General features: G+C 70.6%; 23 protein-coding genes. 14 read left to right on the top strand and 9 right to left on the bottom strand.

Annotated elements, in window-relative coordinates:
• Positions 1-97 precede the first annotated feature (97 nt).
• The 4 genes from ACIBF8_RS20880 (at position 98) to galT (ending at position 5,237) form a co-directional block, all read left to right on the top strand.
• Positions 98-1,612, top strand: a complete 1,515-nt coding sequence (locus ACIBF8_RS20880; RefSeq protein WP_396784972.1) for a glycosyltransferase family 2 protein — start codon at positions 98-100, stop codon at positions 1,610-1,612.
• Positions 1,613-1,700: 88 nt separating this feature from the next.
• On the top strand, positions 1,701-3,230 hold the full coding sequence (gene cysC, locus ACIBF8_RS20885) for an adenylyl-sulfate kinase (RefSeq protein ID WP_396784974.1): 1,530 nt from the start codon (positions 1,701-1,703) through the stop codon (positions 3,228-3,230).
• A 109-nt stretch (positions 3,231-3,339) separates the two neighbouring features.
• Entirely contained in the window at positions 3,340-4,164 is an 825-nt protein-coding gene (locus tag ACIBF8_RS20890) for a DeoR/GlpR family DNA-binding transcription regulator (RefSeq protein WP_396784976.1), read from the top strand.
• On the top strand, positions 4,161-5,237 hold the full coding sequence (gene galT / locus ACIBF8_RS20895) for a galactose-1-phosphate uridylyltransferase (protein WP_396784977.1): 1,077 nt from the start codon (positions 4,161-4,163) through the stop codon (positions 5,235-5,237). The genes ACIBF8_RS20890 and galT overlap by 4 nt, the downstream gene beginning before the upstream one ends.
• A 285-nt stretch (positions 5,238-5,522) precedes the next feature.
• On the opposite strand, the gene ACIBF8_RS20900 is transcribed toward galT, so the two are convergent.
• Entirely contained in the window at positions 5,523-6,740 is a 1,218-nt protein-coding gene (locus ACIBF8_RS20900; RefSeq protein ID WP_396784978.1) for an NADP-dependent isocitrate dehydrogenase, read from the bottom strand.
• A gap of 138 nt (positions 6,741-6,878) precedes the next feature.
• Here ACIBF8_RS20900 and ACIBF8_RS20905 point away from each other — a divergent pair, with 138 nt between their 5' ends.
• Positions 6,879-7,697 carry an MBL fold metallo-hydrolase gene (locus ACIBF8_RS20905; RefSeq protein WP_396784980.1) on the top strand — a complete coding sequence of 273 codons (819 nt, stop codon included), beginning with the start codon at positions 6,879-6,881 and terminating at the stop codon, positions 7,695-7,697.
• 161 nt (positions 7,698-7,858) lie between these two features.
• On the opposite strand, the gene ACIBF8_RS20910 is transcribed toward ACIBF8_RS20905, so the two are convergent.
• Both ACIBF8_RS20910 and ACIBF8_RS20915 read right to left on the bottom strand, forming a co-directional pair.
• On the bottom strand, positions 7,859-8,809 hold the full coding sequence (locus ACIBF8_RS20910) for a malate dehydrogenase (RefSeq protein ID WP_282264569.1): 951 nt from the start codon (positions 8,807-8,809) through the stop codon (positions 7,859-7,861).
• 95 nt (positions 8,810-8,904) lie between these two features.
• Entirely contained in the window at positions 8,905-9,765 is an 861-nt protein-coding gene (locus tag ACIBF8_RS20915; protein ID WP_088950132.1) for a bifunctional methylenetetrahydrofolate dehydrogenase/methenyltetrahydrofolate cyclohydrolase, read from the bottom strand.
• Between the two features lie 482 nt (positions 9,766-10,247).
• On the opposite strand from ACIBF8_RS20915, the gene ACIBF8_RS20920 reads away from it, so the two are divergent.
• The 5 genes from ACIBF8_RS20920 to ACIBF8_RS20940 all read left to right on the top strand — a co-directional run bounded on the left by ACIBF8_RS20920 (position 10,248) and on the right by ACIBF8_RS20940 (position 16,019).
• Entirely contained in the window at positions 10,248-11,849 is a 1,602-nt protein-coding gene (locus ACIBF8_RS20920; RefSeq protein WP_396784981.1) for an ABC transporter substrate-binding protein, read from the top strand.
• Positions 11,850-12,046: 197 nt separating this feature from the next.
• Positions 12,047-12,985 carry an ABC transporter permease gene (locus ACIBF8_RS20925; RefSeq protein WP_396784982.1) on the top strand — a complete coding sequence of 313 codons (939 nt, stop codon included), beginning with the start codon at positions 12,047-12,049 and terminating at the stop codon, positions 12,983-12,985.
• 18 nt (positions 12,986-13,003) lie between these two features.
• Positions 13,004-13,960 (top strand): ABC transporter permease, encoded by a 957-nt coding sequence (locus tag ACIBF8_RS20930; RefSeq protein WP_396784983.1) that lies wholly within the window; start codon positions 13,004-13,006, stop codon positions 13,958-13,960.
• Positions 13,961-13,966: 6 nt separating this feature from the next.
• The gene (locus ACIBF8_RS20935) at positions 13,967-14,998 is read left to right on the top strand and encodes an ABC transporter ATP-binding protein (RefSeq protein ID WP_396784984.1); all 1,032 of its coding nucleotides are present in this window, start codon (positions 13,967-13,969) and stop codon (positions 14,996-14,998) included.
• On the top strand, positions 14,979-16,019 hold the full coding sequence (locus ACIBF8_RS20940) for an ABC transporter ATP-binding protein (RefSeq protein ID WP_396784985.1): 1,041 nt from the start codon (positions 14,979-14,981) through the stop codon (positions 16,017-16,019). The genes ACIBF8_RS20935 and ACIBF8_RS20940 overlap by 20 nt, the downstream gene beginning before the upstream one ends.
• Positions 16,020-16,103: 84 nt before the next feature.
• On the opposite strand, the gene purH is transcribed toward ACIBF8_RS20940, so the two are convergent.
• Entirely contained in the window at positions 16,104-17,675 is a 1,572-nt protein-coding gene (purH, locus tag ACIBF8_RS20945; protein ID WP_396784987.1) for a bifunctional phosphoribosylaminoimidazolecarboxamide formyltransferase/IMP cyclohydrolase, read from the bottom strand.
• Positions 17,672-18,292 carry a phosphoribosylglycinamide formyltransferase gene (gene purN / locus ACIBF8_RS20950; protein ID WP_396784988.1) on the bottom strand — a complete coding sequence of 207 codons (621 nt, stop codon included), beginning with the start codon at positions 18,290-18,292 and terminating at the stop codon, positions 17,672-17,674. Before purN ends, purH begins: the two co-directional genes overlap by 4 nt.
• Before the next feature lie 288 nt (positions 18,293-18,580).
• Here purN and ACIBF8_RS20955 point away from each other — a divergent pair, with 288 nt between their 5' ends.
• The gene (locus tag ACIBF8_RS20955; RefSeq protein WP_396784990.1) at positions 18,581-19,129 is read left to right on the top strand and encodes a DUF4190 domain-containing protein; all 549 of its coding nucleotides are present in this window, start codon (positions 18,581-18,583) and stop codon (positions 19,127-19,129) included.
• 78 nt (positions 19,130-19,207) lie between these two features.
• Here the strand turns inward: ACIBF8_RS20955 and ACIBF8_RS20960 are convergent, their stop codons facing one another.
• Positions 19,208-20,497, bottom strand: a complete 1,290-nt coding sequence (locus ACIBF8_RS20960) for a DUF6350 family protein (protein WP_396784991.1) — start codon at positions 20,495-20,497, stop codon at positions 19,208-19,210.
• Between the two features lie 200 nt (positions 20,498-20,697).
• Between ACIBF8_RS20960 and ACIBF8_RS20965 the strand changes: the two genes are divergently transcribed.
• Positions 20,698-20,964 carry a DUF4190 domain-containing protein gene (locus ACIBF8_RS20965; protein WP_396784992.1) on the top strand — a complete coding sequence of 89 codons (267 nt, stop codon included), beginning with the start codon at positions 20,698-20,700 and terminating at the stop codon, positions 20,962-20,964.
• A gap of 72 nt (positions 20,965-21,036) precedes the next feature.
• On the opposite strand, the gene sucD is transcribed toward ACIBF8_RS20965, so the two are convergent.
• The 3 genes from sucD to ACIBF8_RS20980 form a co-directional block, all read right to left on the bottom strand.
• The gene (gene sucD / locus ACIBF8_RS20970) at positions 21,037-21,924 is read right to left on the bottom strand and encodes a succinate--CoA ligase subunit alpha (protein ID WP_396784993.1); all 888 of its coding nucleotides are present in this window, start codon (positions 21,922-21,924) and stop codon (positions 21,037-21,039) included.
• A 2-nt stretch (positions 21,925-21,926) separates the two neighbouring features.
• Positions 21,927-23,105, bottom strand: coding sequence for an ADP-forming succinate--CoA ligase subunit beta (gene sucC / locus ACIBF8_RS20975; RefSeq protein ID WP_396784994.1), 1,179 nt, complete (start codon positions 23,103-23,105; stop codon positions 21,927-21,929).
• A gap of 495 nt (positions 23,106-23,600) precedes the next feature.
• Positions 23,601-24,005 (bottom strand): cobalamin B12-binding domain-containing protein, encoded by a 405-nt coding sequence (locus ACIBF8_RS20980; RefSeq protein ID WP_363611402.1) that lies wholly within the window; start codon positions 24,003-24,005, stop codon positions 23,601-23,603.
• 463 nt (positions 24,006-24,468) lie between these two features.
• On the opposite strand from ACIBF8_RS20980, the gene ACIBF8_RS20985 reads away from it, so the two are divergent.
• Both ACIBF8_RS20985 and ACIBF8_RS20990 read left to right on the top strand, forming a co-directional pair.
• On the top strand, positions 24,469-25,176 hold the full coding sequence (locus ACIBF8_RS20985; RefSeq protein WP_396784995.1) for a M23 family metallopeptidase: 708 nt from the start codon (positions 24,469-24,471) through the stop codon (positions 25,174-25,176).
• 273 nt (positions 25,177-25,449) lie between these two features.
• Complete coding sequence (locus tag ACIBF8_RS20990) at positions 25,450-26,220, top strand: M23 family metallopeptidase (RefSeq protein ID WP_396784996.1); 771 nt, start codon at positions 25,450-25,452, stop codon at positions 26,218-26,220.
• Positions 26,221-26,311 lie beyond the last annotated feature (91 nt).

Consider the following 26,311-nt stretch of genomic DNA (forward strand, 5'->3'; position numbering starts at 1 on the left):
GCCTCGGGGAAGAGACTTCCGGGGTGACACCATTCACCTCCCGTTCACCAGGCATCGATCCGCCGGGTGATCGACCGACGACCCGGGAGGAATCCTGATGGCCGAGGTGGGCGTCCCGAAGGTGAGCGTCGTGGTGCCGGCGTACAACTGCGGCCCGCACATCGAGAAGCTCGCCGCCTCGCTGCTGCGCCAGTCACTGCCCGCCGGCGAGTTCGAAGCGATCTTCGTCGACGACGGCTCGACCGACGACACCGCCGAGCGTCTGGACCGGCTGGCCGCCGAGCACCCGCACATCAGGGTGCTGCACATCGAGAACTCCGGCTGGCCGTCGCGCCCGCGCAACCTCGGCATCGAGCACGCCCGCGGCGAGTACGTCTTCTTCGCCGACGACGACGACTGGTTCGCCGACGAGGCGCTGGAGCGGCTGCACGCCTGCGCGAAGGCGAACGACGCGGACATCGTCGTCGGGAAGATGGCCGGGTACGGGCGACCCGTGCCCCGGGAGCTGTTCCGGAAGAACCGCTTCGACGCGACTCTGGAAAACTCGCCGCTGATCGACAGCCTGACCTGTCACAAGTTGTTCCGGCGCGAGTTTCTCAACGAGCACGGTCTGCGGTTCCCGGAGGGCGGCAAGCGCCGGCTGGAGGACCACTCGGTGGTCGTGCGGGCGTACTTCCTGTCCCGCCGCACCTCGGTGCTGTCCGACTACACCTGTTACCACCACGTCCAGCGGACCGACGCGCGCAACGTCACCGCGGCGCTGCTGGAGCCGTCGAGCTACTTCGAGAGCGTGCGGGACGCGCTGGACATCGTCGACGCGCACACCGAGCCGGGCCCGCTGCGGGACCGGCTGCACCGGCGCTGGCTGCGCAACGAGATGCTCAGCCGACTGCGCGGCAAGCGGCTGCTGAACGCCCCCGAGGCATGGCTGGAGCAGGTCGCGCTGGAGACCCAGAAGGTCATCCAGGACCGCTTCGCCCCGGGCGTCGCCGCCGGACTGCCGCCCCTGCTCCGCGCGGTGGCGTACCTGGCGGAGCGGGGCCGCGTCGCGGACCTGCGCCGGCTGGCCCGCTGGGAGGCGGGCATCGCCGCGCACGGCACAATCGCCGAGTTCCGGCGCACCGACCACGCCGTCACGGTGACCGTCGCCGCCGAACTGCACTCCGCGGGCCAGCCGGTCGGCTTCCGCGTTGACGACGGCCGGGACGTGCTGGTGCTCCCGATGGAGGAGATCGCGCCCGAGGTGCTCGACGCCACCGCCCAGGTGCGCAAGGCCCGCCTCGACCTGGTGGCCCGTCGCCGGGAGACCGGCGACGAGATCTTCCTTCCGGTGACCTTCGAGACCGAGCGGATCACCGGGACGACCGGAGCGGACACCGTCCACCTGGTGCACCGGGCCACCGCCACGGTCGACTTCGCCGCCCTCAACGGCGGCCGGACCAGAGGGAGCTGGCTGCTCAAGGCCCGGATCACCAACGTGGGTTGGACCGAGGACGCGCGGCTGCCACTGCTCTTCATCTGCCGGGCGGACGGCTCGCGTCCCCGGATCCGCGACGAGCGAAAGGTGTGGAACCGGGTGCGGTCGGCGGTGGGCCGGCGAATCAAGCGCTGATCCGCCTGCGCGGGTCGTGGAGTGGCGCCCTCGACCGATCGGCGGTCGGCTGCGAAACTGTGTGCCGGTCAGCGAGTGGGGGGTGTGGATGAGCAACGGCTGGGTGCTGCCCGACGAGGTGCTGCGGGACGCTCCGGCGTACACGCCGCGTCCCGGTGAGCTCGCGGATCTCGAGCTGCTGTTGACTGGCGCGTACGCCCCTCTGACCGGCTTCATGACCCGTGCCGACCTGGTCTCGGTCAGCCGACGCGGCCGGCTGGCCGACGGCGCGCCGTGGCAGGTCGCGGTCACTCTCCAGGTGCCGGCCGCGCTGGCCCAGAGCTTCGATCCGCGTGACCCGGCCCGCCGGGCCCTGGTGCTGACCGACGGCGAGGGCGCCCCGGCGGCCGCCCTGGACGTGGCCGACGTCTGGCCGGTGCGCGAGGGCGTGGCGGGGGTGGGCGGTCAGGTCCGGCGGCTGGGCGACGGTGGGCACGGTCCGTTCCAGCGACTGCGCCGCAGCCCGGAGGAGGTCCGCGCGCTGCTGCCACCGGGCCGGGTGCTCGGGGTGATCGCCGACCGGCCGCTGCATCGTCCGCAGCTCGCCCAGATCGCGCACGCCGCCCGCACCCTGGCCGCGCATCTGCTCGTGATGATCCCGGTCGGTGAGGGTGGCGTCGACGGGCTCCCACCGGAGGCGCTGGTCCGCACCATCTTCGCCGCCCGGGACCGGATGCCGCCCGCCACCCTGGTCGCGGTGCCGCTGTCGCACCGACGCGAGGAGATCAGCGACGCGTTGCTGCGCGCCCGGGTCTCCGCCGCGTACGGGGTCACCCACCTGCTCTCCACCGGGGAGATGCTGTCCGGCGCCGGGCTGCGGGTGCTCGTGCCGCGCGAACTCGCGTACGACAACCGGGACGGGCAGTGGCGCTGGCGGGAGGACATCCCACCGCGCAACCGTCGACTCGCGCTGACCCAGCCGGAGATCGACGACCTGCTCGACCGGGGCTTCCCGTTGCCGGAGTGGCACACCCCACCGGCCGTGGCGCGGGAGTTGGCCCGGGCCCGTCCGCCGCGTCGGCATCGAGGGCTGGTGGTCTTCCTGACCGGCCTCTCCGGCTCGGGCAAGTCGACGATCGCCCGGGGGTTGGCGGACGCGTTGCGGGAGAGCGGTGACCGCACGGTGACCCTGCTCGACGGGGACGTGGTGCGCCGGGAGTTGTCCGCCGGTCTGGGCTTCAGCAAGACCGATCGGGATCTCAACGTCCGGCGGATCGGCTGGGTGGCCGCCGAGATCGCGCGGCACCACGGGGTGGGCATCTGCTGCCCGATCGCCCCGTACGCGGCGGCCCGCGCCACCGCCCGGGAGATGGCCCTGGCTGCCGGGGCGGGGTTTGTGCTGGTGCATGTGGCCACCCCGCTGGAGGTGTGCGAGCAGCGGGACCGCAAGGGCCTGTACGCGCGCGCACGAGCCGGCCTGCTCACCGGGATGACCGGCATCGACGACCCGTACGAGGAGCCGACCGACGCCGATCTGGTGCTCGACACCACCGACCTGAGCGTGGCGGACGCGGTGCAGGCCGTACTGCACCACCTGACCGAGACCGGCTGGGTGGAGTTGAAGATCGCGTCTGCCTGAGGCGTCACCGCACCCGTTTCTTCCACCGCTGCTCGCTCGCGCTAGTGTTCATCTTTGTTGGAACACGTTTGACCGCGTGAGGGTACGTGGACCCCCGGGAGGCAGGCGGATGCTCGCTCAACAGCGGCAGGCGGCCATCCTGGAGCGGGTCCGCTCGACCGGCGGCGTCCGGGTCAGCGAGTTGGCCTCCGAGTTCGGTGTCTCCGACATGACCATCCGGCGCGACCTGGAGGCGCTGCACGAGCGCGGTCTGTTGGCCAAGGTGCACGGCGGCGCCACCACGGCCGGGTCGAGCTCGACCGACGAGCCGGGCTTCCACGCCAAGTCGGTCCGCCAACTGCCGGAGAAGGCCGCCATCGCGGACCGGGCCGCCCAACTGGTCCGACCGGGCGCGGCCATCGCGCTCTCCGCCGGCACCACCACGGCTGAGCTGGCCCGCCGGCTGGTGGACGTGCCCAACCTCACCGTGGTGACCAACTCACTGCCGGTGGCCGAGATCCTGCACGCCGGTGGCCGACCGGACCAGACGGTGGTGCTCACCGGCGGCGTACGCACACCGTCGGACGCGCTGGTCGGCCCGCTCGCGGTCGGCGCGGTCCGGTCACTGCACCTGGATCTGCTCTTCCTCGGCGTGCACGGCATCACCGAACGGGCCGGCTTCACCACCCCGAACCTGATGGAGGCGGAAACCGACCGCGCCCTCGTGGCGGCGGCGGACCAACTGGTGGTGCTCGCCGACCACACCAAGTGGGGCACGGTGGGGATCTCGTCGATCGTCGCGTTGACGGCAGCACACGTACTGGTCAGCGACGACCGGTTGCCCCCGCCCGCCCGGCGGGTACTCGGCGAACAGGTGGGCGAACTGATCATGGTGAAGGCGACAGGGGCGGGCCGCGCGACGCGCACGCCGACAACTGAGGGGACGGCGCCGTGAAGCGCACCGCGATCGACCTGGCCGACGGCCGGGAGCTGATCTACTTCGACGAGCGCGACGACGCGGTCCGCGACCAGCCGGACCGTCGGGACCTGCCGCCCCCTCCCCCCGCCTCACAGCTGCGCTACGACCCGCTGACCGACGAGTGGGTGGCGGTCGCCGTGCACCGGCAGACCCGCACCTTCCTCCCGCCGGCCAACGAGTGCCCCCTCGACCCGTCGGTGGGCGACCGGCTCACCGAGATCCCCGCGCCCGACTACGACGTGGTGGTCTTCGAGAACCGGTTCCCGTCGCTGAGCGGCCGGGTGGCCGAGGAGCCCGGGGAGATCACCCCGTTCGCACCGGTCCGGCCGGGCCTCGGCCGGTGCGAGGTGGTCTGCTTCACGTCGGACCACAACGCCTCCTTCGCCAGCCTCCCGCCGCGCCGGGTCCGCACCGTGCTGGACGCGCTCGCCGACCGCACCGAGGTGCTCGGCGCGCTGCCCGGCGTCGAGCAGGTCTTCTGCTTCGAGAACCGGGGCGTCGAGATCGGCGTCACGCTGCACCACCCGCACGGGCAGATCTACGCGTACCCCTTCGTGACGCCGCGCACCCGCGCGCTGCTGGCCGCGGCGCGCCGGCACGCCGAGCGGACCGGCGGGGGCAACCTGTACGCCGACGTGCTGGCCGCCGAGCGCGCCACCGGTGACCGGGTGGTCACCGAGAACGAGCACTGGACGGCGTTCGTGCCGGCGGCCGCCCGCTGGCCGTTCGAGGTGCACATCGCGCCGCACCGCGTGCTGCCGGACATCCCGGCGCTCAGCGACAGCGAGCGGGACGCGTTCGGGCCGCTCTACCTGGATCTGCTGCGGCGCTTCGACGGCCTGTTCGACATGCCGATGCCGTACATCTCCGCCTGGCACCAGGCGCCCGTGCGGATCGACCGCGAGCTGAGCTACCTGCACCTGCAGCTGTTCAGCATCCGGCGGGCCAAGGACAAGCTGAAGTACCTGGCCGGCTCCGAGTCCGGGATGGGTGTCTTCATCAACGACATCTCGCCGGAGCGCGCCGCCGACCTGCTGCGCGCCGCCTGAGCCGAGCGAGGCGGTAGCTCCAGAACAGGGCGCGGGGGGCCCGGGACAGGGCCCCGCAGGGAAGGGACGGCTGGCTGTGCACGGCACAGCCGGGAAGGCTGGCTGATCGGCGCACGGGTGCCGCAGGTCGACCGTGGTCAACCTTCCTGGACTCGACTGGCATCTCGTCCATCCTGGTCAACGAGGCGCGCCGACCGGAGTGACGCCGATCGGCGCGGCGGCGCCGGACACGCCGAAGCCCGCCGGCAGGGTGCCGGCGGGCTCCGATGATGCGGTACGCCTGGGTCAGGCGGCGAGCTTACGGGCCAGGTTCTCGTCGAGCGCGTTCATGAACTCGTCGGTGGTCAGCCACGGGGCGTCGCGCGAGATGAGCAGCGCGAGGTCCTTGGTCATCTGGCCGCCCTCGACGGTGTCGACGATGACCTGCTCCAGGGTGTTGGCGAACTCGGTGACCGCCGGGGTGCCGTCCAGCTTGCCCCGGTGGGCCAGGCCACGGGTCCAGGCGTAGATCGACGCGATCGGGTTGGTCGAGGTCTTCTCGCCCTTCTGGTACTGCCGGTAGTGCCGGGTGACAGTGCCGTGCGCGGCCTCGGCCTCGACGGTCCGGCCGTCCGGGGAGAGCAGCACCGAGGTCATCAGACCCAGCGAGCCGAAGCCCTGCGCGACGGTGTCGGACTGCACGTCACCGTCGTAGTTCTTGCAGGCCCAGACGTAGCCGCCCTCCCACTTGAGCGCGGCGGCGACCATGTCGTCGATGAGCCGGTGCTCGTAGGTGAGGCCGGCGGCGTCGAACTCGGCCTTGAACTCGGCCTCGAACACCTCGGCAAAGATGTCCTTGAACCGGCCGTCGTACGCCTTGAGGATGGTGTTCTTGGTCGACATGTAGACCGGGTAGTTGCGGTCCAGGCCGTACCGGAACGAGGCCCGGGCGAAGTCCCGGATCGACTCGTCGTAGTTGTACATGCCCATGGCGATGCCGCCGCCGGGGAAGTTGGCGACCTCCATCTCCATCGGCGCGCCGCCGTCGGCCGGGGTGTAGGTGATGGTCACCGTGCCCGGACCGGGGACGACGAAGTCGGTGGCCTTGTACTGGTCACCGTGGGCGTGCCGGCCGATGATGATCGGCTTGGTCCAGCCGGGCACCAGCCGCGGCACGTTGGACATGATGATCGGCTCACGGAAGACGACGCCGCCGAGGATGTTGCGGATGGTGCCGTTGGGCGACCGCCACATCTTCTTCAGGCCGAACTCCTCGACCCGGGCCTCGTCCGGGGTGATGGTCGCGCACTTGACGCCGACGCCGTGCTCCTTGATGGCGTTGGCGGCGTCGATCGTGACCTGGTCGTCGGTCTCGTCGCGGTGCTGGATCGACAGGTCGTAGTAGTGCAGGTCGACGTCGAGGTAGGGCAGGATCAGCTGCTCCCGGATCTGCTTCCAGATGATCCGGGTCATCTCGTCGCCGTCGAGTTCTACGACCGGGTTGTTTACCTTGATCTTCGCCATCGGCCGGCGCTCCTCTCGGGGGACACGTGCTCAAGCAGTACGAGCGTACTGCAATTGGGCCGGCAGCCCTCAGCCGGCCTCGACCGGCCGGCGGAAACCGGGCTGCGCGGAACAGAAATGCCCTGGAATCATCGTCCGATGCCACTGAACCGCACCCTCGGGTCTATCACGGTCACCGCGCTCACCGACGGTGAGGGTGCCTTCTTTCAGCCCCGGGCGGAGGCGTTTCCGCAGGCCACAGCGGCACACTGGGCGGAGGCCGACCGACGCGACCCCGGCTCGGTGACCGCCGACGGGCAGTGGTGGCTCCCCTTCCGCAGCTTCGCCATCCGCACCGGTGACGGGCCGGTCACGCTGGTCGACGCCGGAATCGGCCCGGCCGACGCGCCCGCCGCGAGCTGGGCACCGGTGCCCGGCAGGATGCCCACCGAACTGGCCGCCGCCGGGATCGGCCCGGCCGACGTCGACACGGTCGTCCTGACCCACCTACACAGCGACCACATCGGCTGGGCGGTCACCGGCACGCCGGGGCGGCCGTACTTCCCGAACGCGAGCTACCTGGTGCAGCGCGCCGAACTCGACGCGGCGGAGACGCTCAACCCCGGGCTGCCGGCCGGCCTGCTCGCGCCCCTGCGCGCCGCCGGCCAGCTCCGGGTGGTCGACGGCGAGACCTCCCTGACCCCAGCGGTACGTCTGCTGCCCACCCCTGGCCACACCCCCGGTCACCAGTCGGTGCTGCTGACCGCGGCCGACGAACGGATGCTGCTCACCGGTGACCTTCTGGTGCACATGGTGCAACTGGTCGACCCCGACCTGGCCTACGCCCACGAGGAGGACCCGGAAGCCGCCCGCACCTCCCGACGGACCGCCCTGAACGCCCTCAACCCCACCCTCCTGGCCACCCCCCACCTGTCCGCCCCCTTCACCCCCCACCCCCACCCCACCCCTCTCGGTTGATCAAGAGATTTGCGTCAGGAATCGCGGTTGTGGTGACGCAAACCTCTTGATCACCGGGGCGAGGGCCGGGTGGGCAGTGGGGTGGGGTGGGGTGGGGATGGACGGCGAAGGGCGCGCCGGCGGAGCCGGCGCGCCCTTCGGTGAAGCGGTGGTTCGGGGGACTACATGCTGGAGATGTCACCCTGCTTGGCGCGGACGGCCTCGGCCGCCTCCAGCAGGCTGGCGCGCTCGTCGGCGTCCAGGTCGGTCTCGACGACCCGCTTGACGCCCTCGGCGCCGATCTCGGCCTCGACACCCAGGTAGACACCGGAGATGCCGTACTCACCGTCGACCCAGGCGCAGACCGGCATGACCTCGCCGGAGTCCTCGGCGACGGCCTTCGCCATCCGGGCGGCGGCGGCGGACGGGGCGTAGTACGCCGAACCGGTCTTGAGCAGCGCGACGACCTCGGCGCCACCGTTGCGGGTCTTGACGACCAACTCCTCGATCTGCTCGGCCGGCATCGCGTCGCGCAGCGGCTTGCCGTTGACGGTGCTCTTCGACGGCACCGGGACCATGGTGTCGCCGTGCGAGCCCAGGGTCAGCGTGCGTACCGACGCCACCGGCACGTTCAGCGCCTCGGCGACGAAGTTGCTGAACCGGGCGGTGTCCAGCATGCCGGCCTGGCCGAGCACCCGGTTCTTCGGGAACTGGGTGGCGATCTGGGCCAGCGCGGTCATCTCGTCCAGCGGGTTGGAGACCACGATGACGACGGCGTTCGGGGCGTACTTGGCGACGTTCTCGGCGACCTGCCGAACGATCTTGGCGTTGGTCTCCAGCAGATCCATCCGGCTCATGCCGGGCTTGCGCGGCAGACCGGCGGTGATCACGACGACGTCGGAGCCCTCGATGGCCTCGTAGCCCTCACCGTTGGGGCCGGTCGTCACGCCGACCACCTTGGTCTCGAAGCCCTCGATGGCCCGGGACTGGTTGAGGTCGAGTGCGAGGCCCGCGGGCTTGCCCTCCACGATGTCGGTGATCACAACGGTGTCGAAGACGTCGTACTCGGCCAGGCGCTGTGCGGTGGTGGAGCCGTAGAAGCCAGCCCCGACGACAGTGACCTTCTTACCCATGGTCGTCCCACTCCCTGATACCAGTCGGTTTTCCGGACCGTATCAGTCATCCTGGCACCGATCGGGCCAGGGGCGGACGGTTACGGCCCTACACCTCAACCGCGCTCGGCGCGCTCCACGACGTTGGTGAGCAGCATGGCTCGGGTCATCGGGCCCACGCCGCCGGGCATGGGGACCAACGCGCCGGCCGTCTCGGCCACCTCCGGGTCCACGTCACCGGTGTAGCGGCCCTTGCCGTCCGCGCCGATCACCCGGGTGATGCCGACGTCCACCACCACCGCGCCGGGGTTGATCATGTCGGCGGTGAGCAGACCCGGTACGCCCGCCGCGACGATGACGATGTCGGCGGCACGGGTGTGCGAGGCGAGGTCGAGGGTGCCGGTGTGGCAGAGGGTGACCGTGGCGTTCTCGCTGCGCCGGGTGAGCAGCAGGCCGAGCGGTCGACCGACGGTGTTGCCCCGGCCGACCACCGCGACGGTGGCGCCACGCAGCGCCACATCGTGCCGACGGAGCAGCTCGACGATGCCGCGCGGGGTGCAGGGCAGCGGGCCGTCGTAGCCGAGGACGAGTCGACCGAGGTTGACCGGGTGCAGGCCGTCGGCGTCCTTGTCCGGGTCGATCAACTCCAGCACCCGCTGGGTGTCGAGGTGGGCCGGCAGCGGCAGCTGGACGATGTAGCCGTGGCACGCCGGGTCGGCGTTCAGCTCGGCCAGCACGTCGTCGACCTGCTGCTGGGTGGCGTCGGCCGGCAGCTCGCGGCGGATCGAGGCGATGCCCACCTCGGCACAGTCGCGGTGCTTGCCGTTGACGTACGCCTGACTGCCCGGGTCTGCCCCGACCAGGACCGTGCCGAGCCCGGGGGTGATGCCGCGTTCCGCCAGTGCCTTCACCCGAATGCGCAGCTCGTCCTTGATCTCCGCTGCGGTTGCCTTGCCGTCCAGAAGCGTCGCCGTCACGACCAGATCGTCTCACGGCCACCGCCCACGCTTCAGACGACCTCGCTCCGGGCCGTCCGACCGCCGCTCCAGCCGCGTCCGGCCGGGCGACCGGGCCAACCTGAGCCGGCCGCCGCCCCAATGACCGTACGTAACGTGGCGCTAGTCACTCTCAGTCACGATCTGTGGATTCGATCACGGTCGAACCAGACAGACCGGGCCAGCGAAACGAAGACCGGATGGCCACCTCAGCCGCTGCCGAGTTGGCCCAGACGGGCCCATTCATCGTGTCAACCAACCTCATATCCGGAGTTCAGCCGCAATAAGCCCGGTTTCGGGTAGCAGATCCGCTCGCCTTCGACAAGGGAGGCAACCCCGGACCGTTACCCACCCGCAACCGCGTCGTTGTCGAAGACCCCTCCCCGACCTACCGTTACGGCTTGTTGCGCAGCGTAACCCAGCGTCGGGCCTGACTGCGCAGCGTGAGGAGATGAGGAGGCTCAATGCGAGTTCGTAGACTCGCCGCCTGGACCGCCCTCCCGCTCGCGGTGACGCTGGGCCTCGCGGCCTGCGGCAGCGGCGGAGACGGTGGATCCGGCGGCAGCGGCAGTTCGGCGGTCAGCATCCAGATCGCCGAGCCGAAGCACCTGGTTCCCACCAACACCACCGAGACGTCCGGGGCGCAGGTGCTCACCGGCCTGTTCAGCCCGCTCGTCGACTACGACGCCCAGAACAAGCCGTACGAGGTCGCGGCCCAGTCGGTGACCTCGTCCGACAACAAGGTCTGGACGATCAAGCTCAAGGACGGCTTCACCTTCCACAACGGTAAGAAGGTCACGTCCGAGGACTACATCAACGCCTGGAACTACGGCGCGTACGCCCCCAACGGTCAGGACAGCAACTACTTCTTCGAGAAGATCGCTGGCTACGCGGACCTGCAGGGTAAGGCGCCGAAGGCCAAGGAGATGTCCGGGCTGAAGAAGGTCGACGACCTCACCTTCACCGTGACGCTGTCCGAGCCGTACATCGACTTCAAGACCATGCTCGGCTACACCGCGTTCTACCCGCTGCCGGACGCCGCGTTCTCGGCCCCGGGCGTGCTCAAGGACACCTACGAGCAGGCGCCGATCGGACAGGGCCCGTTCAAGATGAAGGGCACCTGGCAGCACGACAGCAAGATCGATGTCGAGCGCTACGACGCGTACCCGGGCGAGAAGCCGAAGGTGAAGGACATCGAGTTCCGGATCTACCAGCAGCTGACCGCGGCCTACGCGGACGTCCTGGCGGACAACCTGGACGTGCTGCCGACGATCCCGACCGAGAGCCTGAGCACCGCGCCGACCGACCTGGGCGACCGGTACCAGGTCAGCCCGATGTCGTCCTTCCAGTTCCTCGCGTTCCCGACGTTCGACAAGGACTACGCCAACCCGGACGTGCGCAAGGCGATCTCGATGGCGATCGACCGTGACGAGATCACCAAGTCGGTCTTCAAGGGTTCGCAGCAGTCGGCGCGCTCCTTCGTCTCGCCGGTCCTGCCGGGCTACCGGGAGAACACCGCTGGCAAGGCCGGCGAGTTCAACCCGACCGAGGCCAAGAAGCTCTACCAGGCCGCGGGCGGTCCGTCGAAGATCGTCATCTCGTACAACGGCGACGGCGGGCACAAGGACTGGGTCGACGCCACGGTCAACCAGCTCAAGACCAACCTGGGTGTCGACGCCGTCGGCTCGGCCGAGCCGAAGTTCGCCGACCTGCTGACCAAGGTCGAGAAGAAGCAGCCGGTCGGTGCGTTCCGGATGGGTTGGGTCATGGACTACCCGACCATGGAGGACTACCTCGGCCCGCTGTACAGCACGAACGGCTCGTCGAACTACTACGGCTACAGCAACCCGGAGTTCGACAAGCTGGTCAAGGAGGGTTCCGCCGCCAAGACGCAGGACGAGGCGATCGCCAAGTACCAGCAGGCGGAGGACATCCTGGCCAAGGACATGCCGGTGATCCCGCTCCGCTTCGGCGAGAACGTGTTCGGCCACTCGTCCAAGGTCAAGAACGTCGAGATGGACCTGTTCCAGCGGGTCAACCTCGTCAAGATCGAAGCAGCCAGCTGAGCTGACCATGGTGCGGGCCACCCGGGCGACGAAGCCCGGGTGGCCCAATCCGCACCACCGGGCCGGGCCGCAGCAGCGGACCCGGCGTCGGTGGTGCCGGCTCTCCCCCGGGCCGGACGGCACGTCTCGGATATTTCGGGTACGCCAGAGATGCCGTCCTGCGACCCTTTCGCACATTTCCGGAGAGACTGCTAAGCATGTTCCGCTACATCCTGCGGCGCCTACTGCAGATGGTCCTGGCGTTCTTCGGGACCACCCTGATCGTCTACGCGCTGACATTCGCCGGGCAGGGCGACCCGATCCAGGCGCTCGCCGGTGAGCGGCCGGTGACGCCAGCCCAACGGGCCTACCTGACCGAGAAGTACCACCTGGACGCCACCGGCGTCGGCGGCTTCTTCTACCGCTACTTCGACTATGTGAAGAACCTGCTCCAGGGCAACCTGGGCGAGTCACTCACCGGTCGGAACATCGGTGACATCCTCCAGCAGGCCTGGCCGGTCACCGTGCGGCTCGCGCTCATCGCGCTGGCTGTGGCGATCATCTTCGGGGTCACCGCCGGTGTGCTCGCCGGCATCCGCCGGGCCAGCATCTTCGACAACTCGACGCTGGTGCTGACCCTGCTGGTGCTGGGCATCCCGACCATCGTGCTGGCGCCGCTGGCGCAGTACTTCTTCGGCGTCAAGTGGCAGCTCTTCCCACCCACCGCCGGCTCCGACCCGACGTTCTACGCGCTCCTGCTGCCGGGCATCGTGCTCGGCTCGCTGTCGCTGGCCACCGCACTGCGGCTCACCCGGGCCTCGGTGGCGGAGAACCTGCGCGCGGACTACGTCCGGACCGCCCGGTCGAAGGGCCTGGTCAAGCGCCGCATCGTCATCGTCCACGTGCTGCGCAACTCACTGATCCCGGTGGTCACCTTCCTCGGTGTGGAACTGGGCAACCTGATGAGCGGCGCGATCATCACCGAGGGCGTCTTCAACATCCCCGGCGTGGGCTTCAACCTCTTCCGCGGCATCCGCACCGAGGACGGCCCCCTGGTGGTGGGCATCGTCAGCGTGCTCGTCGTGGTCTACCTGGTCTCGAACCTGGTGGTGGACGTCCTGTACGCCGTACTCGACCCGAGGATCCGCTATGAGTGACCGCAGCGAGGTGCCGGCATGAGCGACTTTGAGACTGTGGCGGCGACCGAGAACCAGGCCGCGCGGCGTGGCCCCTCGGGCGAGCCGGGCACACCCAACCAGGTCGGTGCCGCGCAGAAGCCCCGCAGCCTGGCCGGAGACGCCTGGCGCGACCTGCGGCGCAACCCGATCTTCTGGATCTCGCTGGCGCTGGTCGTCATCTTCACCCTGATGGCGCTGCTTCCCGGGGTGTTCACCGCCAACAACCCGAACGACTGCCTGCTCTCCCGGCAGCACGCCGGGCCGTCCGGCGGCGCCATCTTCGGGTACGACTTCCAGGGCTGCGACACCTACTCCCGGGCGGTCTACGGCACCCGGGCGTCGCTGCTGGTCGGCGCGCTCGCCGCGCTCGGCACCGGGATCATCGCGCTGGTGGTCGGCATGCTGGCGGGTTACTTCGGCCGCTGGGTCGACGCGGTGCTCTCCCGGGTGATCGACGTGGTGCTCGGCATCCCGCTGCTGCTGGCCGCGATCGTGCTGCTCAAGCGGGTGTCCAGCGACAGCCAGTGGGCCCGGATCGGCGCGGTCGTGTTCGTGCTGGCCCTGCTCGGCTGGACCACCGCCGCCCGCGTGGTCCGCTCCTCGGTGATCACCGCGAAGGAGCAGGACTACGTCGCGGCGGCCCGGATGCTCGGCGCCGGCAACAGCCGGATCATGTGGCGGCACATCCTGCCGAACTCGCTGGCCCCGGCCATCGTCGTGCTGACCATCGCGCTCGGCTCGTTCATCGCCGCCGAGGCGACACTCTCCTTCCTGGGCATCGGCCTGAAGGCGCCCACCATCTCGTGGGGCCAGGACATCGACACCGGCCGGATCCACATGCGGGAGGCGGCCACCCCGTTGATCGTCCCGTCGGCCTTCCTGGCGCTGACCGTGCTGGCGTTCATCATGCTCGGCGACGCGATCCGTGACGCCTTCGACCCGAAGCTGCGGTGAGACCTCATGACCGTTCAACCCACGCCCGCCTCCGCCACGCCCGAGGGCGGTCACCTGTTGGACTTGCGGGACCTGCACGTCGAGTTCCGCACCAACGAGGGTGTCGCCCGGGTGATCAACGGCGTGTCGTACCACCTGGATGCCGGCGAGACGCTTGCCGTGCTCGGCGAATCCGGCTCGGGCAAGTCGGTCACCGCCCAGGCGATCATGGGCATCCTGGACACTCCGCCCGCGTTCGTCCGCTCCGGCCAGATCCTCTACCAGGGTGAGGACCTGCTCACCCGCTCCGAGGAGCAGCGTCGGCAGGTACGCGGCAAGGAGATCGCGATGATCTTCCAGGACGCGCTCTCGGCCCTGAACCCGGTCTTCCCGGTCGGTTGGCAGATCGGCGAGACCCTACGCCAGCGCGCCGGCATGTCCCGGGCCGACGCCCGACGCCGCGCCATCGAGCTGATGGATCTGGTCAAGATCCCGGGGGCCGCGAAGCGGATCGGCGACTATCCGCACCAGTTCTCCGGCGGCATGCGGCAACGCGTCATGATCGCCATGGCGTTGGCGCTGGAACCGAAGGTGCTGATCGCCGACGAGCCCACCACGGCACTCGACGTGACCGTGCAGGCCCAGATCATGGACCTGCTGGCCGACCTGCGCCGGGAACTCAACATGGCGATGATCCTGATCACCCATGACCTGGGTGTGGTCGCCGGTGTCGCGGACCGGATCGCGGTCATGTACGCCGGCCGGATCGTCGAGCACGCCGACGTCCGCTCGCTCTACAAGGCGCCCGCCCACCCGTACACCAAGGGGTTGTTGGAGTCGATCCCGCGCCTGGACGTCCGCGGCCAGGAGCTGTCGACGATCAAGGGGTTGCCGCCGAACCTGATGCGCATCCCGTCCGGCTGCCCGTTCCACCCCCGGTGCCCATACGTCCAGCAGGTCTGCGTGGACGAGGTGCCGCACGACCTGGTCCTCGGCGACGGCCGGACCAGCGCTTGCCACTTCGCGCAGGAGGTCCGTGATGACAGCGTCGCCCGCTGACTCCACCAAGGTTCGCGGCGAGACCATCCTCGCCGTCGACAACCTGGTGAAGCACTTCCCGATCACCCAGGGCGTGCTGTTCCAGCGGCAGATCGGGGCGGTGAAGGCCGTCGACGGGGTGAGCTTCGAGCTGCGTCGGGGCGAGACACTCGGCGTGGTCGGCGAGTCCGGCTGTGGCAAGTCGACCCTCGCCCGGCTGCTGATGCGGTTGGAGACTCCCACCTCCGGACGCGCCACCCTGGAGGGCAAGGACCTGTTCAAGGCTTCCGGGGGCGAGCTGCGCCGGCTGCGCCGCAACATGCAGATGGTGATGCAGGACCCGTACACCTCGCTGAACCCGCGGATGACCGTCGGCGACATCATCGGCGAGCCGTTCGAGATCCACCCGGACGCCGCGCCGAAGGGCAGCAAGCAGAAGCGGGTCCAGGAGCTGTTGGACCTGGTCGGGCTCAACCCGGAGCACATCAACCGGTACCCGCACCAGTTCTCCGGCGGTCAGCGTCAGCGCATCGGCATCGCCCGTGCGCTCGCGCTGAAGCCCGAGGTCATCGTCTGCGACGAGCCGGTGTCGGCGCTGGACGTCTCCATCCAGGCCCAGGTGATCAACCTGCTCAAGCAGCTCCAGGGCGAGCTGGGGCTCTCGTACATCTTCATCGCCCACGACCTGTCCGTGGTGCGGCACATCGCCGACCGCGTCGCGGTGATGTACCTCGGCCGGATCGTCGAGATCGGCACCGAGGACGAGATCTACGAGCGGGCCACCCACCCGTACACCCAGGCTCTGCTCTCCGCCGTGCCGGTGCCGGACCCGGAGGCCCGCGACCAGCGCAACATGATCCGGCTGGTCGGCGACGTGCCCAGCCCGGCCGACCCGCCCAGCGGGTGCCACTTCCGGACGCGCTGCTGGAAGGCCCAGGAGATCTGCGCCACCCAGGACCCGCAGACGGTCCCGAGAGCGGCGGACCCCCACCCGTCCGCCTGCCACTTCGCCGAACTCCGCCCCACCACCCCAGCAGCCTGACCCCTGCCGTTGATCATGAAGTTATTGCCCTGCACGTCGGCGTGTCAGGGCAATAACTTCATGATCGACGGGGTCTAACCGGGGTTAGTGGAAGAAGTGGCGGGTTCCCGTTAGGTACATCGTCACGTTGGCCTTCTTGGCGGCTTCGATGACTTCTTCGTCGCGGATGGAGCCGCCCGGCTGCACGATGGCGCGGACGCCCGCGTCGATGAGGATCTGCGGGCCGTCGGCGAACGGGAAGAACGCGTCCGAGGCGGCGACCGAGCCGCGCGCCCGGTCGGCGCCGGCGCGGCTGACCGCGAGCTGTGCCGAGTCGACCCGGTTGACCTGACCCATCCCGACGCCCACGGTGGCACCGTCCTTGGCGAGCAGGATCGCGTTGCTCTTCACCGCGCGGACCGCCCGCCAGGCGAACGCGAGGTCCCGCAGCAGCTCCTCGTCGGCGGCCTCGCCGGTCACCAACTGCCAATTGGCCGGGTCGTCACCGGGCGCGTCCACCCGGTCGGCGACCTGGGTGAGTACGCCGCCGGTCACCGGTCGCCACTCGAGGGTCGCCGGGGTCCACGCCGGCGCGCGCAGCAGCCGGATGTTCTTCTTGCCCTGCAACACCTCGACCGCACCCTCGTCGAAGCCGGGGGCGACCACCACCTCGGTGAAGATGTCGGCGACCTGCCGGGCCAGCTCGACCGAGACCGACCGGTTGACCGCGATGACGCCACCGAACGCCGACACGGGGTCGCAGGCGTGTGCCCTGCGGTGCGCCTCGGCGACGTCCGCGCCGACCGCGATGCCGCACGGGTTGGCGTGCTTGATGATCGCCACCGCCGGCTGGTCGGCGAAGTCGTTCGCGGCCCGCCAGGCGGCGTCCGCGTCGACGTAGTTGTTGTACGACATCTCCTTGCCGTGCAGCTGCTCGGCCTGGGCCAGCCCCGGCGGGGCGTCCGGATCGGTGTAGAGCGCGGCCGGCTGGTGCGGGTTCTCGCCGTAGCGCAGCACCGTCGACTTGCGCAGCGCGGACCCGGCGAACGCCGGCCAGGAGTCGTCGGCCGGAGCCAGCTCCTGGGCGCACCACTGGGCCACCGCGACGTCGTACTCGGCGATGTCGGCGAACGCCCGGGCGGCCAGCGCGCGACGCTGGGCCAGGGTGAAACCGCCCGCACCGAGCGCGCCGATCAGCGCCGGGTAAGCGGTCGGGCCGGTGAGCACGGCGACCGAGGCGTGGTTCTTGGCGGCGGCCCGCACCATGGCCGGGCCACCGATGTCGATCTGCTCCACGCACTCCTCGACGCCGGCGCCGGACGCGACGGTCGCCTGGAAGGGGTAGAGGTTGGACACCAGCAGGTCGAACGCCGCCACGCCCAGCTCGTCGAGCTGCGCGACATGCGTGTCCTTCCGCAGGTCCGCGAGGAGACCCGCGTGCACCTTCGGGTGCAGGGTCTTCACCCGACCGTCGAGCACCTCGGGGAACCCGGTCACCGTCTCCACCGGCGTCACCGGCACCCCGGCGGCGGCGATGGTGCCCGCCGTGCTGCCGGTGGAAACGATCTCCACACCGGCCGCGTGCAGGGCCTGAGCCAGCTCGACCAGCCCGGTCTTGTCGTAGACGCTGACCAGCGCCCGCCTGATCGGGCGGCGCCCGTCCTGAGTGGGACTCACGGAACCGTGACCTTCCTTCCGGTGATGGTCCAGCCTTCGCGGACCAGGCGACCGACCTGCTCGACGAGCTGGCGCCGCTCGGCTTCCTTGATGCGCTCGGTGAGCGTGTCCACGTCGTCGTCGTCGAGCACCGGCACCGCGACCTGCGCGACGATCGGCCCGGTGTCCATACCGGCGTCGACGAAGAAGAGGGTGGCGCCGGTGAGCTTCACGCCGTAGGCGAGGGCGTCACGCGGGCCGTGTATGCCGGGAAACGCCGGCAGCAGCGTGTTGTGGGTGTTCAGGTAGCGGTCGCCGAAGGCGGCGAGGAAGTGCGGACCGACCAGCTTGAGGAAGCCGGCGGAGATGACCAGGTCGGGTTGGTACTTCGCGACGTGCGCGGTGAGCGCACGATCCCAGTCCTCCCGGGTGTCGTGGTCCCGGACCCGCTCGACGAAGGTCGGCACCCCCGCCGCGTCGGCCCGGTCCAGGCCCGCGATGCCGTCGCGGTCCGCGCCGACCGCGACGACCTGCGCGCCGTACGCGGGGTCGGCGGCGGCCTCCAGCAGCGACTGAAGGTTGCTCCCGGAGCCGGAGATGAGGACGACGATGCGGGCGACAGACGCGGGCTCGGTCACCGGGCCACCCTATCGGGCAGGTCAGGGACGCCCTTCGGCTGGGCGGCGCGCCGATCATGGGGGTTCCGACGTGCGCCGACTCGGTACGCTGCCGCTCGCTCGGGCCGAACGCCGCGCCGGCCCCACACCGACCTGATCCGGGACACGGAAGCGGTCAACAAGTCCCCTTCTGCGTGCTTTGAGAGACATGTCGTCCTGTTGCTCTACTGGGCATCGGGAGGACTGACCGCGATCATGGATGGAAACAAACAGCAGCAACTGACGGAACCAGTACAAGGAGCTTCTCGAATGCAGCCCGGTAACCCCGGTCAGGACCCGTACGGCCAGCAGCCCAACCAGGATCCGACCACCCCCCAGCCGCCAGCCGCCCCGTACGGCCAGCAGCCCGGCCAGCCGTACGGCCAGCAGCCGCAGGATCCGTACGCCGCGCCGCAGGCCCCGTACGGCCAGCAGCCCACCTCGGGGCAGCCGTACGGCCAGCAGCCGCCGTACCAGGACCCGTACGGCCAGCAGCAGCCGCCGTACGGCGCCGGGCCGACGTACCCGAACGCCGGGTACCCGCAGGCGCAGGGGCAGAACAACACCCTCGGCCTGGTGTCGATGATTCTCGGTATCGCGTCGATCCCGCTGGTCTGCTGCCTCTACCTGGGCATCCCGGTCGGCATCGCGGGCATCGTGACCGGCTACCTCGCCAAGCAGAAGGTGGCCCAAGGCCAGGCCAGCAACGCCGGGCAGGCCAAGGCCGGTCTGATCTGCGGCGCGGTCGGCGTCGGGCTGGGCATCCTGGCGTTGATCCTGAGCGTCGTGGCGCAGGTCAACCTGCCCGCCCAGCCCTGACGGGCTCGGATTCGACGGGGCGCTCCGGGTTCGCCCGGGGCGCCCCGCGCTCGTCTACCGAGCGGGCGCGGTTGGGCTTTACTGCGCTGGCGCGCGGGTCAGCGCTCGGGTCGCGGCGGCGCCGAGCAGCGCCCCGACCGCGATGACACCGGTCGCCACGGCGGCGACCTGCCAGGCCACCGGCCCGAGCTGGGCGAGTCGGCCGGCGCCGAGCGGCCCTCCGGAGACCTTGGCGGCGACGCCGAGCAGCACCCCGGCCACCGGCCCGGCCAGTGCCGCCGGCGCCAGTAGCTCGGCCCAGCGCTGCGGGGCCCGCTCCGGACCGGCGAGCCGGGCCACCCGGCGGGCGAGCAGCCAGCCGGCGACCATCCCGGCCAGCGCCGGCACCGCGAGCAGCAGGGCACCGAAGCCGTCCAGCGGGCCGCGCGGCAGGCCGGCGAGCAGTGGTACGGCCGGCAGCGCGCCGACCGACACCTCACTGGTGCGGACCGCGGTGTCGGTCCCCACCGCGAAGCCCGGCCCGAGCAGATAACTGGTCGACCAGATCGCCGCGTTCGGCGCGTACGCGACGCTGACCAGGGTGATACCGGCCTGCCCGGCGACCCCGGTCCGGTACGCCCCGATCATGTCCGCCGCGTCGCCGCCGCCGGTGGCCACCGCCAGGCCGGCCGCGCCGGCGCCCGCGCCGAGCAGCAGCAGCCCGGCCACCAGACCGGTGCGGACGCCGTCGCGTACCGGGCCGGGCAGCCACGTGACGAGCAACCGGGTCACGGCGGTGATGCGGGTCGCGCCGACCAGCGCGGCGAGTGTGCCGACCACCGCGAACGTGGCACCCGCCCGGATCGGGGAGACGTCCAGCCCGCCGGCACCGACCAGCACCGCCGCGAGCGCACCGAGCAGCGCGTACGCGATGCCGACCGCACCCGCGGCGAGCAGCGCCCGGCGCGGCGAGCGGGTGTCGCGGGCGCCGATCGCCCGGCTGACGTGCACGCCGGCGCGGGTGAGCCGCCAGAGCGCGAGGACGGTCAGCGCGAGCGGGGCGAGCCCGAGCGGACCGGACTCGGTGTGCAGCGGCACGCCGTGCCCGAGCAGCCAGCCGGCCAGCGCGGTGCGCAGGGTGCCGGTCAGGGTGGTGGAATCCGCGCCGAGCTGAACCAGGCCGAGCACGATGGCGACCGGCAGGTAGGAGGTGAGGGCGGCCCAGCCGGCGGCCACCCCGGCGGCGACGGGCAACGGCGCACGCCCGCGTGGCGACCCACCCGCGCGGGGCGCGGGCACCCGCCGGGCCGGTGCGGCGCGGTCGACCGGCCGATCGTCGGCGCTCACACCGTCGGGACGGCTGGGACGGTCAGGGGTGACGGGGGACATCCGCTCTACTCTGGCACGTCGTGCGGGCGGCGGCAGTCCGTTAACCCCTCCTAAGGGCGGCGAGTTCACCGAACCGGCGTCCACGCCACCCGGTCCGGTCTAGCCTCGGCCCAGTGGGGGCGCGAGTCGCCGCCACCCGGGACGGGCCCGCCGGTCGCGGTCCGGGCCGGCCTGCCGCCCACGACCGCTCGGAGGTAGCTGTGACGACGCCATACCCGCCGCCCCCACCGCCACCGGCGCGGGGACGGGACCGGACCACCCTCTGGGGCGTGCTGGGCATCGTGCTGGGGCTGATCTGCTGCGGCATCTTCGGCATCGTCTTCGGCTATCTGTCCATCCGGGACGCCCGACGGTACGGGCAGTCGCCGCTGCTCGGTTACCTCGCCATCGTGCTCGGCGTGATCAACATCATCGGCGGGGCGATCCTGCGGGCCACCGGCAACTACCCGTTCTGGAACAACGGCTGACCGGCGCACCGCGCGTACGCCGAAGGGGGCCGACCGGCTGCGGTCGACCCCCTTCGGTGTTGCCTGGCCGGCTCAGCTGCCGGACATGATCTCCCGCATCAGCTTCGCGGTCTCGGTCGGCGTCTTGCCGACCTTGACGCCGACGGCTTCCAGCGCCGCCTGCTTCGCCTCGGCGGTGCCGGCCGAACCGGAGATGATCGCCCCGGCGTGACCCATGGTCTTGCCGGGAGGTGCGGTGAAGCCGGCGATGTAGCCGACCACCGGCTTGGTGACGTTGGCCTTGATGAACTCGGCGGCCCGCTCCTCGGCGTCGCCACCGATCTCACCGATCATGACGATGGCGTCGGTCTCCGGGTCGGCCTCGAACGCGGCCAGGGCGTCGATGTGGGTGGTGCCGATGATCGGGTCACCGCCGATGCCGACGCAGGTGGAGAAGCCGATGTCGCGCAGCTCGTACATCATCTGGTAGGTCAGCGTGCCGCTCTTGCTGACCAGGCCGATCCGACCCGAGCCGGTGATGTCGGCCGGGATGATGCCGGCGTTGGACGCGCCCGGCGAGGCGATGCCCGGGCAGTTCGGCCCGATGATCCGGGTCCGCTCGCCCTGCGCCACGTTGTACGCCCAGAACGACGCGGTGTCGTGCACCGGGACGCCCTCGGTGATCACCACGGCCAGCGGGATCGCGGCGTCGATCGCCTCGACCACGGCCGCCTTGGTGAACTGCGGCGGCACGAAGATGACGGTGACGTCGGCCCCGGTCTCGGCCATCGCGTCGGCGACGGACGCGAAGACCGGCAGCTCGGCGCCGTCGAAGTCGACCTTCTGGCCCGCCTTACGCGGGTTGACGCCACCGACCACGTTGGTGCCGGCGGCGAGCATCCGCCGGGTGTGCTTGGAACCCTCGGAACCGGTCATCCCCTGGACGATGACCTTCGAGTCCTTGGTCAGCCAGATAGCCATGATCAGACCCCCGCAGCTGCCAGCTCGGCGGCCCGCTCGGCCGCACCGTCCATGGTGTCCACCCGCTGCACGAGCGGGTTGTTCGCGCTGTCCAGGATCGCCCGGCCAGCCTCGGCGTTGTTGCCGTCGAGACGAACGACGAGCGGCTTGGTGACCTGCTCGCCGCGCTGCTCCAGCAGGGCCAGCGCCTGGATGATGCCGTTGGCGACCTCGTCGCAGGCGGTGATGCCGCCGAAGACGTTGACGAAGACGCTCTTCACGGCCGGGTCGGAGAGCACGATCTCCAGCCCGTTCGCCATCACCGCGGCGCTCGCGCCACCGCCGATGTCGAGGAAGTTGGCCGGCTTGACATTGCCGTGCCGCTCACCGGCGTACGCGACCACGTCGAGGGTCGACATGACCAGACCCGCGCCGTTGCCGATGATGCCGACCTCGCCGTCGAGCTTGACGTAGTTGAGGTCCTTGGCCTTGGCGGCCTGCTCCAGCGGGTCCACGGCGGCCTGGTCGACCAGGGCCTCGTGGTCCGGGTGCCGGAACGCCGCGTTCTCGTCCAGGCTGATCTTGGCGTCGAGCAGCAGCAGCCGACCGTCGCCGTTCTTGGCCAGCGGGTTGACCTCGACCAGGGTGGCGTCCTCGGCGACGAACGCCTGCCACAGGCCGACCGCGATCTCGACCACCTGGTCGGCGACCTCGGTCGGGAAACCGGCAGCGGTCACGATCTCGCGGGCCTTCGCCTCGTCCACGCCCTTCACGGCGTCGATCGGGGCCTTCACCACCTTGTCGGGGGTGTCGGCGGCGACCTGCTCGATGTCCATTCCGCCGGCGACGCTGGCGATGCAGAGGAAGGTGCGGTTCGCCCGGTCCAGCAGGTACGAGAAGTAGTACTCCTCGGCCACGTCCGCGGTCACGGTGATCATGACCTTGTGGACGGTGTGACCCTTGATGTCCATGCCGAGGATGTCCGTGGCCCGAGCCACCGCCTCATCCGGGCCCTCGGCCAGCTTGACGCCGCCGGCCTTACCTCGGCCGCCGACCTTCACCTGCGCCTTGACGACCACACGACCGCCGAGGCGTTCGGCGATCGCGCGGGCCTCTTCCGGGGTAGTGGCGACGCCGCCGGCCAACACGGGCAAGCCGTGCCGCTCGAACAGGTCCCGCCCCTGGTACTCGTACAGGTCCACGATTGCGCGTCCCGTCCCGTCTCCGCGGCGCGCCGTCGCGCCGCCACCAGCGTTCAGAAAACAGTTTGACGCCTGTCATCAGTTGAAACAGGCCATTGGCCGCAGCCTAGCGAGGTCGGCACCACCGGCAACCGAGCGGGTGCGCGGTGTGCGGTAATGCACAACCGGACATCAGGCGTGGCCGGTTTCCGGCCACGAGCCGGGTGGCATCCACCGTCCGGGCGATGTTGTCGGACCTGCGTAACCCGGCCGAGGGGGCGTCGTTGAGTCAGGTGTCGGAGCGCTGCAGAGCGCGATGACGGGAGACGGCCGATGCCCTGTCGGTCGAGGGGTGGCGGCGGGGCATCGTGCATAGAGGGGCCGGACGTGTGAGGGGTGCGTCCGGCCCCTCCCCCGTGCCCAAATCCTTTCGCCGCAGCGAACCTTCGCGGCACACCGCAGTGAATCTCGCGGCACCCCGCAGGAAAACGGCGGGCCTCCGGAATGCGGCGGGCCTCAGGAAACCGGCTGGGCCACGTTCGCCCGGACCCACTCGACGATCGCCTGGGTGGTGGCGCCCGGCGTGAAGATCTTCGCGACACCGAGCTTTTCCAACTCGGGGATGTCGCCGTTCGGAATGATGCCGCCGCCGAACACGACGATGTCGCGGGCGTCGCGCTCGCCGAGCAGTTCCAGCACCCGCCGGAACAACGTCATGTGCGCGCCGGAGAGGACGGACAGGCCGACCGCGTCGGCGTCCTCCTGGATGGCGGTCTCCACGATCTGCTCCGGGGTCTGGTGCAGGCCGGTGTAGACGACCTCCATCCCGGCGTCCCGCAGAGCGCGCGCGACGACCTTCGCGCCCCGGTCGTGGCCGTCCAGGCCAGGCTTCGCGACGACGACCCGAATACGAGAGCTCATCAGCGCACACCTTTCACCGGCTCCACGGCCTTCACCTGAACGAACGGTAACCCGGCGGACCCGGACCGGGAAATCCGGGCTCCGTCACCGGCCGTCACCCGGCGCGTCCACCCCGCAACCCGCCGGGGTCCACCGCCCAACCATCCCGGTGTCACCGTCAGCCCCCGTCCCGGTGCTGCTCGGAGTCAAGCCGGACGACTCCGCCGGAACGGTCACGCTCGGCGACGAACGGGCAGCGACGGGGGCACCGTTCGGCGTCGCGATGCATGACAATCATGGACGCAAACGGACAGATCGACACGCCAATTTTCCGCTCTAGCTTGTGACTCGCCTGGTGGTTGGCTAACGTGTCCACGGTTGTCATCAGGTCCATGGACGGGTGACGACGCGGTCAGCGGACGTTCACTGGAGCTTCAGGGGACGCTCACCGGCCGCTTCGGAACCCCGACAACGGAGGGTGTGCGTGCGCCAGCGCCTGTCGTCTGAGCCCGATCGATATCGCGGTCGCCGCCGCGTACCCACCCCACCCCGCAGCCGTTACGCCGCGGTCGTCACCACCGCGTTCGTCGGGGCCGGCATCGTGGCCCTCGGCGCGAGCGCCCTGCCGGACGCCAAGGACGTCAGCCCGACGGTCCTCGACGAGCTCAAGCAGGCGTCGGTCACCAGCCAGGATGCCGCGGCCCGTGCGGACAACGCCGACCGCGCCTCCCGGGACAGCCGCCCCAAGGACAGCGCCGAGCCCGAGGTCTGGCTGCTACCGCTGCAGGGTTACGACTTCAACTCCCCCTACGGGCTGCGCTGGGGCAAGCTGCACACCGGCGTGGACCTGGTCGCCCCCGAGGGCACGCCCTACGTGGCGATCCACGACGGGCTGGTCACCAAGGCCGGCTGGTTCGGCGGGTACGGCAACGCCGTGATCGTGCAGCACGCCGACGGCAGCGAGGCCATCTACGGCCACTCCTCCGCGGTCAGCGTCAAGGAGGGCCAGCAGGTCAAGGCGGGCGACCAGCTCGGCCTGGTGGGTCAGACCGGCCACGCGTACGGCACCCACCTGCACCTGGAGATCCATGTCAAGGGGCAGCCGGTCGACCCGGTGCCGTTCCTCCAGGAGCGCGGAGTGGACATCAAGCTGCAAGTCGAGGCAATTTACAGCGAGGTAGCCGCCTCCTGACGTTGCGTAGCGACCGTTGACCGCCCGGATCTGTCGATCCGGGCGGTTTTGCGTTGGGCAGGACTGCCAGATGTATCCCCGGTCACAGCGACGATTGTGACCGACGCCACCGGACGACATGATCACTTTTCCGGATGTAGCGCCGCACAGCGGGTCATACCCGGACAGCGGGCCGTCGGTCGACCACCCGGTCGTTTGGTCCCCGCGCCTGCCTGGATTCGGCCCGACACCAGTATTTCGAGGTCAAGTGCCCCTCGACTGTGAAGGTCCGCCGTGCAGGAAGACAGCCCCGTCCAGAACGAGAACACCCCCGACACCGTCCCGGCCGAGCGGTCGCAGCGCCCGGGCCGGCGCAACCGCCTCATCGTGCTCAGCGCCGCCGCCCTGGTAGCCCTCGGCCTCGGTGGTGTCGCCGTGGCCACCAGCGGCACCGACCACCCGGCGCCCGCCGCGGTCTCCCTCGACGCGCAGTCCCGCGCCGAGGCGGCGGGCCGGGCCGACCGCTCGGTCCGCGAGTCGAGCACGCCGGTCACCCCCTCGGCCAGCCCGACGCCCAGCCCGTCGGCGGTCAGCGCCAGCCCGACACCGGCGAAGACGGCGACCGCGAAGGCCAAGCCGAAGCCGAAGAAGACCACCAAGCCCACGCCCGCCTGGGTCGACCCGATGCCCGGCGCGGCCGTCACCTCCTGCTACGGGCAGCGCTGGGGCACCCTGCACGCCGGTATCGACCTGGCGCTGCCCTCCGGTACGCCGATCCACGCCGCGGCCGCCGGCACCGTGGCCCAGGCCGGTGACGCCTCCGACGGGTACGGCAACTCCGTCTTCATCGACCACGGCAACGGTTACCTGACCCACTACGCCCACCAGAGCCGCATCGCGGTCACCGTCGGGCAGCAGGTCAAGGCCGGCCAGGTCATCGGCTACGAGGGCGCCACCGGCGACGCCACCGGCCCGCACCTGCACTTCGAGGTGCACCAGGGGATGTGGAACCAGATCGACCCGGCCCCGTTCATGCGGGCACGCGGCGTCGACCTCGGCTGCTGAGCCGCGCCGCGCCCCCTCAGCCGCGCCGATCTTGCACTTTCTGCCCCGACATAACGGGGTAAAACCGCCGATGTCGGCGACCGAAACTGCA

This window comes from Micromonospora sp. NPDC050276, assembly GCF_044459545.1.
In the GTDB taxonomy this organism is placed as follows: Bacteria; Actinomycetota; Actinomycetes; order Mycobacteriales; family Micromonosporaceae; genus Micromonospora.

Bases quoted from the DNA above. Each gene is read 5' to 3' on its own strand.
- sucD (WP_396784993.1), bottom strand. From the start codon at position 21,924: ATGGCTATCTGGCTGACCAAGGACTCGAAGGTCATCGTCCAGGGGATG.
- ACIBF8_RS20960 (WP_396784991.1), bottom strand. From the start codon at position 20,497: ATGTCCCCCGTCACCCCTGACCGTCCCAGCCGTCCCGACGGTGTGAGC.
- ACIBF8_RS20890 (WP_396784976.1), top strand. From the start codon at position 3,340: ATGCTCGCTCAACAGCGGCAGGCGGCCATCCTGGAGCGGGTCCGCTCG.
- ACIBF8_RS20925 (WP_396784982.1), top strand. From the start codon at position 12,047: ATGTTCCGCTACATCCTGCGGCGCCTACTGCAGATGGTCCTGGCGTTC.
- ACIBF8_RS20930 (WP_396784983.1), top strand. From the start codon at position 13,004: ATGAGCGACTTTGAGACTGTGGCGGCGACCGAGAACCAGGCCGCGCGG.
- ACIBF8_RS20880 (WP_396784972.1), top strand. From the start codon at position 98: ATGGCCGAGGTGGGCGTCCCGAAGGTGAGCGTCGTGGTGCCGGCGTAC.
- ACIBF8_RS20980 (WP_363611402.1), bottom strand. From the start codon at position 24,005: ATGAGCTCTCGTATTCGGGTCGTCGTCGCGAAGCCTGGCCTGGACGGC.
- cysC (WP_396784974.1), top strand. From the start codon at position 1,701: ATGAGCAACGGCTGGGTGCTGCCCGACGAGGTGCTGCGGGACGCTCCG.
- ACIBF8_RS20910 (WP_282264569.1), bottom strand. From the start codon at position 8,809: ATGGGTAAGAAGGTCACTGTCGTCGGGGCTGGCTTCTACGGCTCCACC.
- ACIBF8_RS20920 (WP_396784981.1), top strand. From the start codon at position 10,248: ATGCGAGTTCGTAGACTCGCCGCCTGGACCGCCCTCCCGCTCGCGGTG.
- ACIBF8_RS20900 (WP_396784978.1), bottom strand. From the start codon at position 6,740: ATGGCGAAGATCAAGGTAAACAACCCGGTCGTAGAACTCGACGGCGAC.
- ACIBF8_RS20905 (WP_396784980.1), top strand. From the start codon at position 6,879: ATGCCACTGAACCGCACCCTCGGGTCTATCACGGTCACCGCGCTCACC.
- ACIBF8_RS20935 (WP_396784984.1), top strand. From the start codon at position 13,967: ATGACCGTTCAACCCACGCCCGCCTCCGCCACGCCCGAGGGCGGTCAC.
- ACIBF8_RS20940 (WP_396784985.1), top strand. From the start codon at position 14,979: ATGACAGCGTCGCCCGCTGACTCCACCAAGGTTCGCGGCGAGACCATC.
- ACIBF8_RS20955 (WP_396784990.1), top strand. From the start codon at position 18,581: ATGCAGCCCGGTAACCCCGGTCAGGACCCGTACGGCCAGCAGCCCAAC.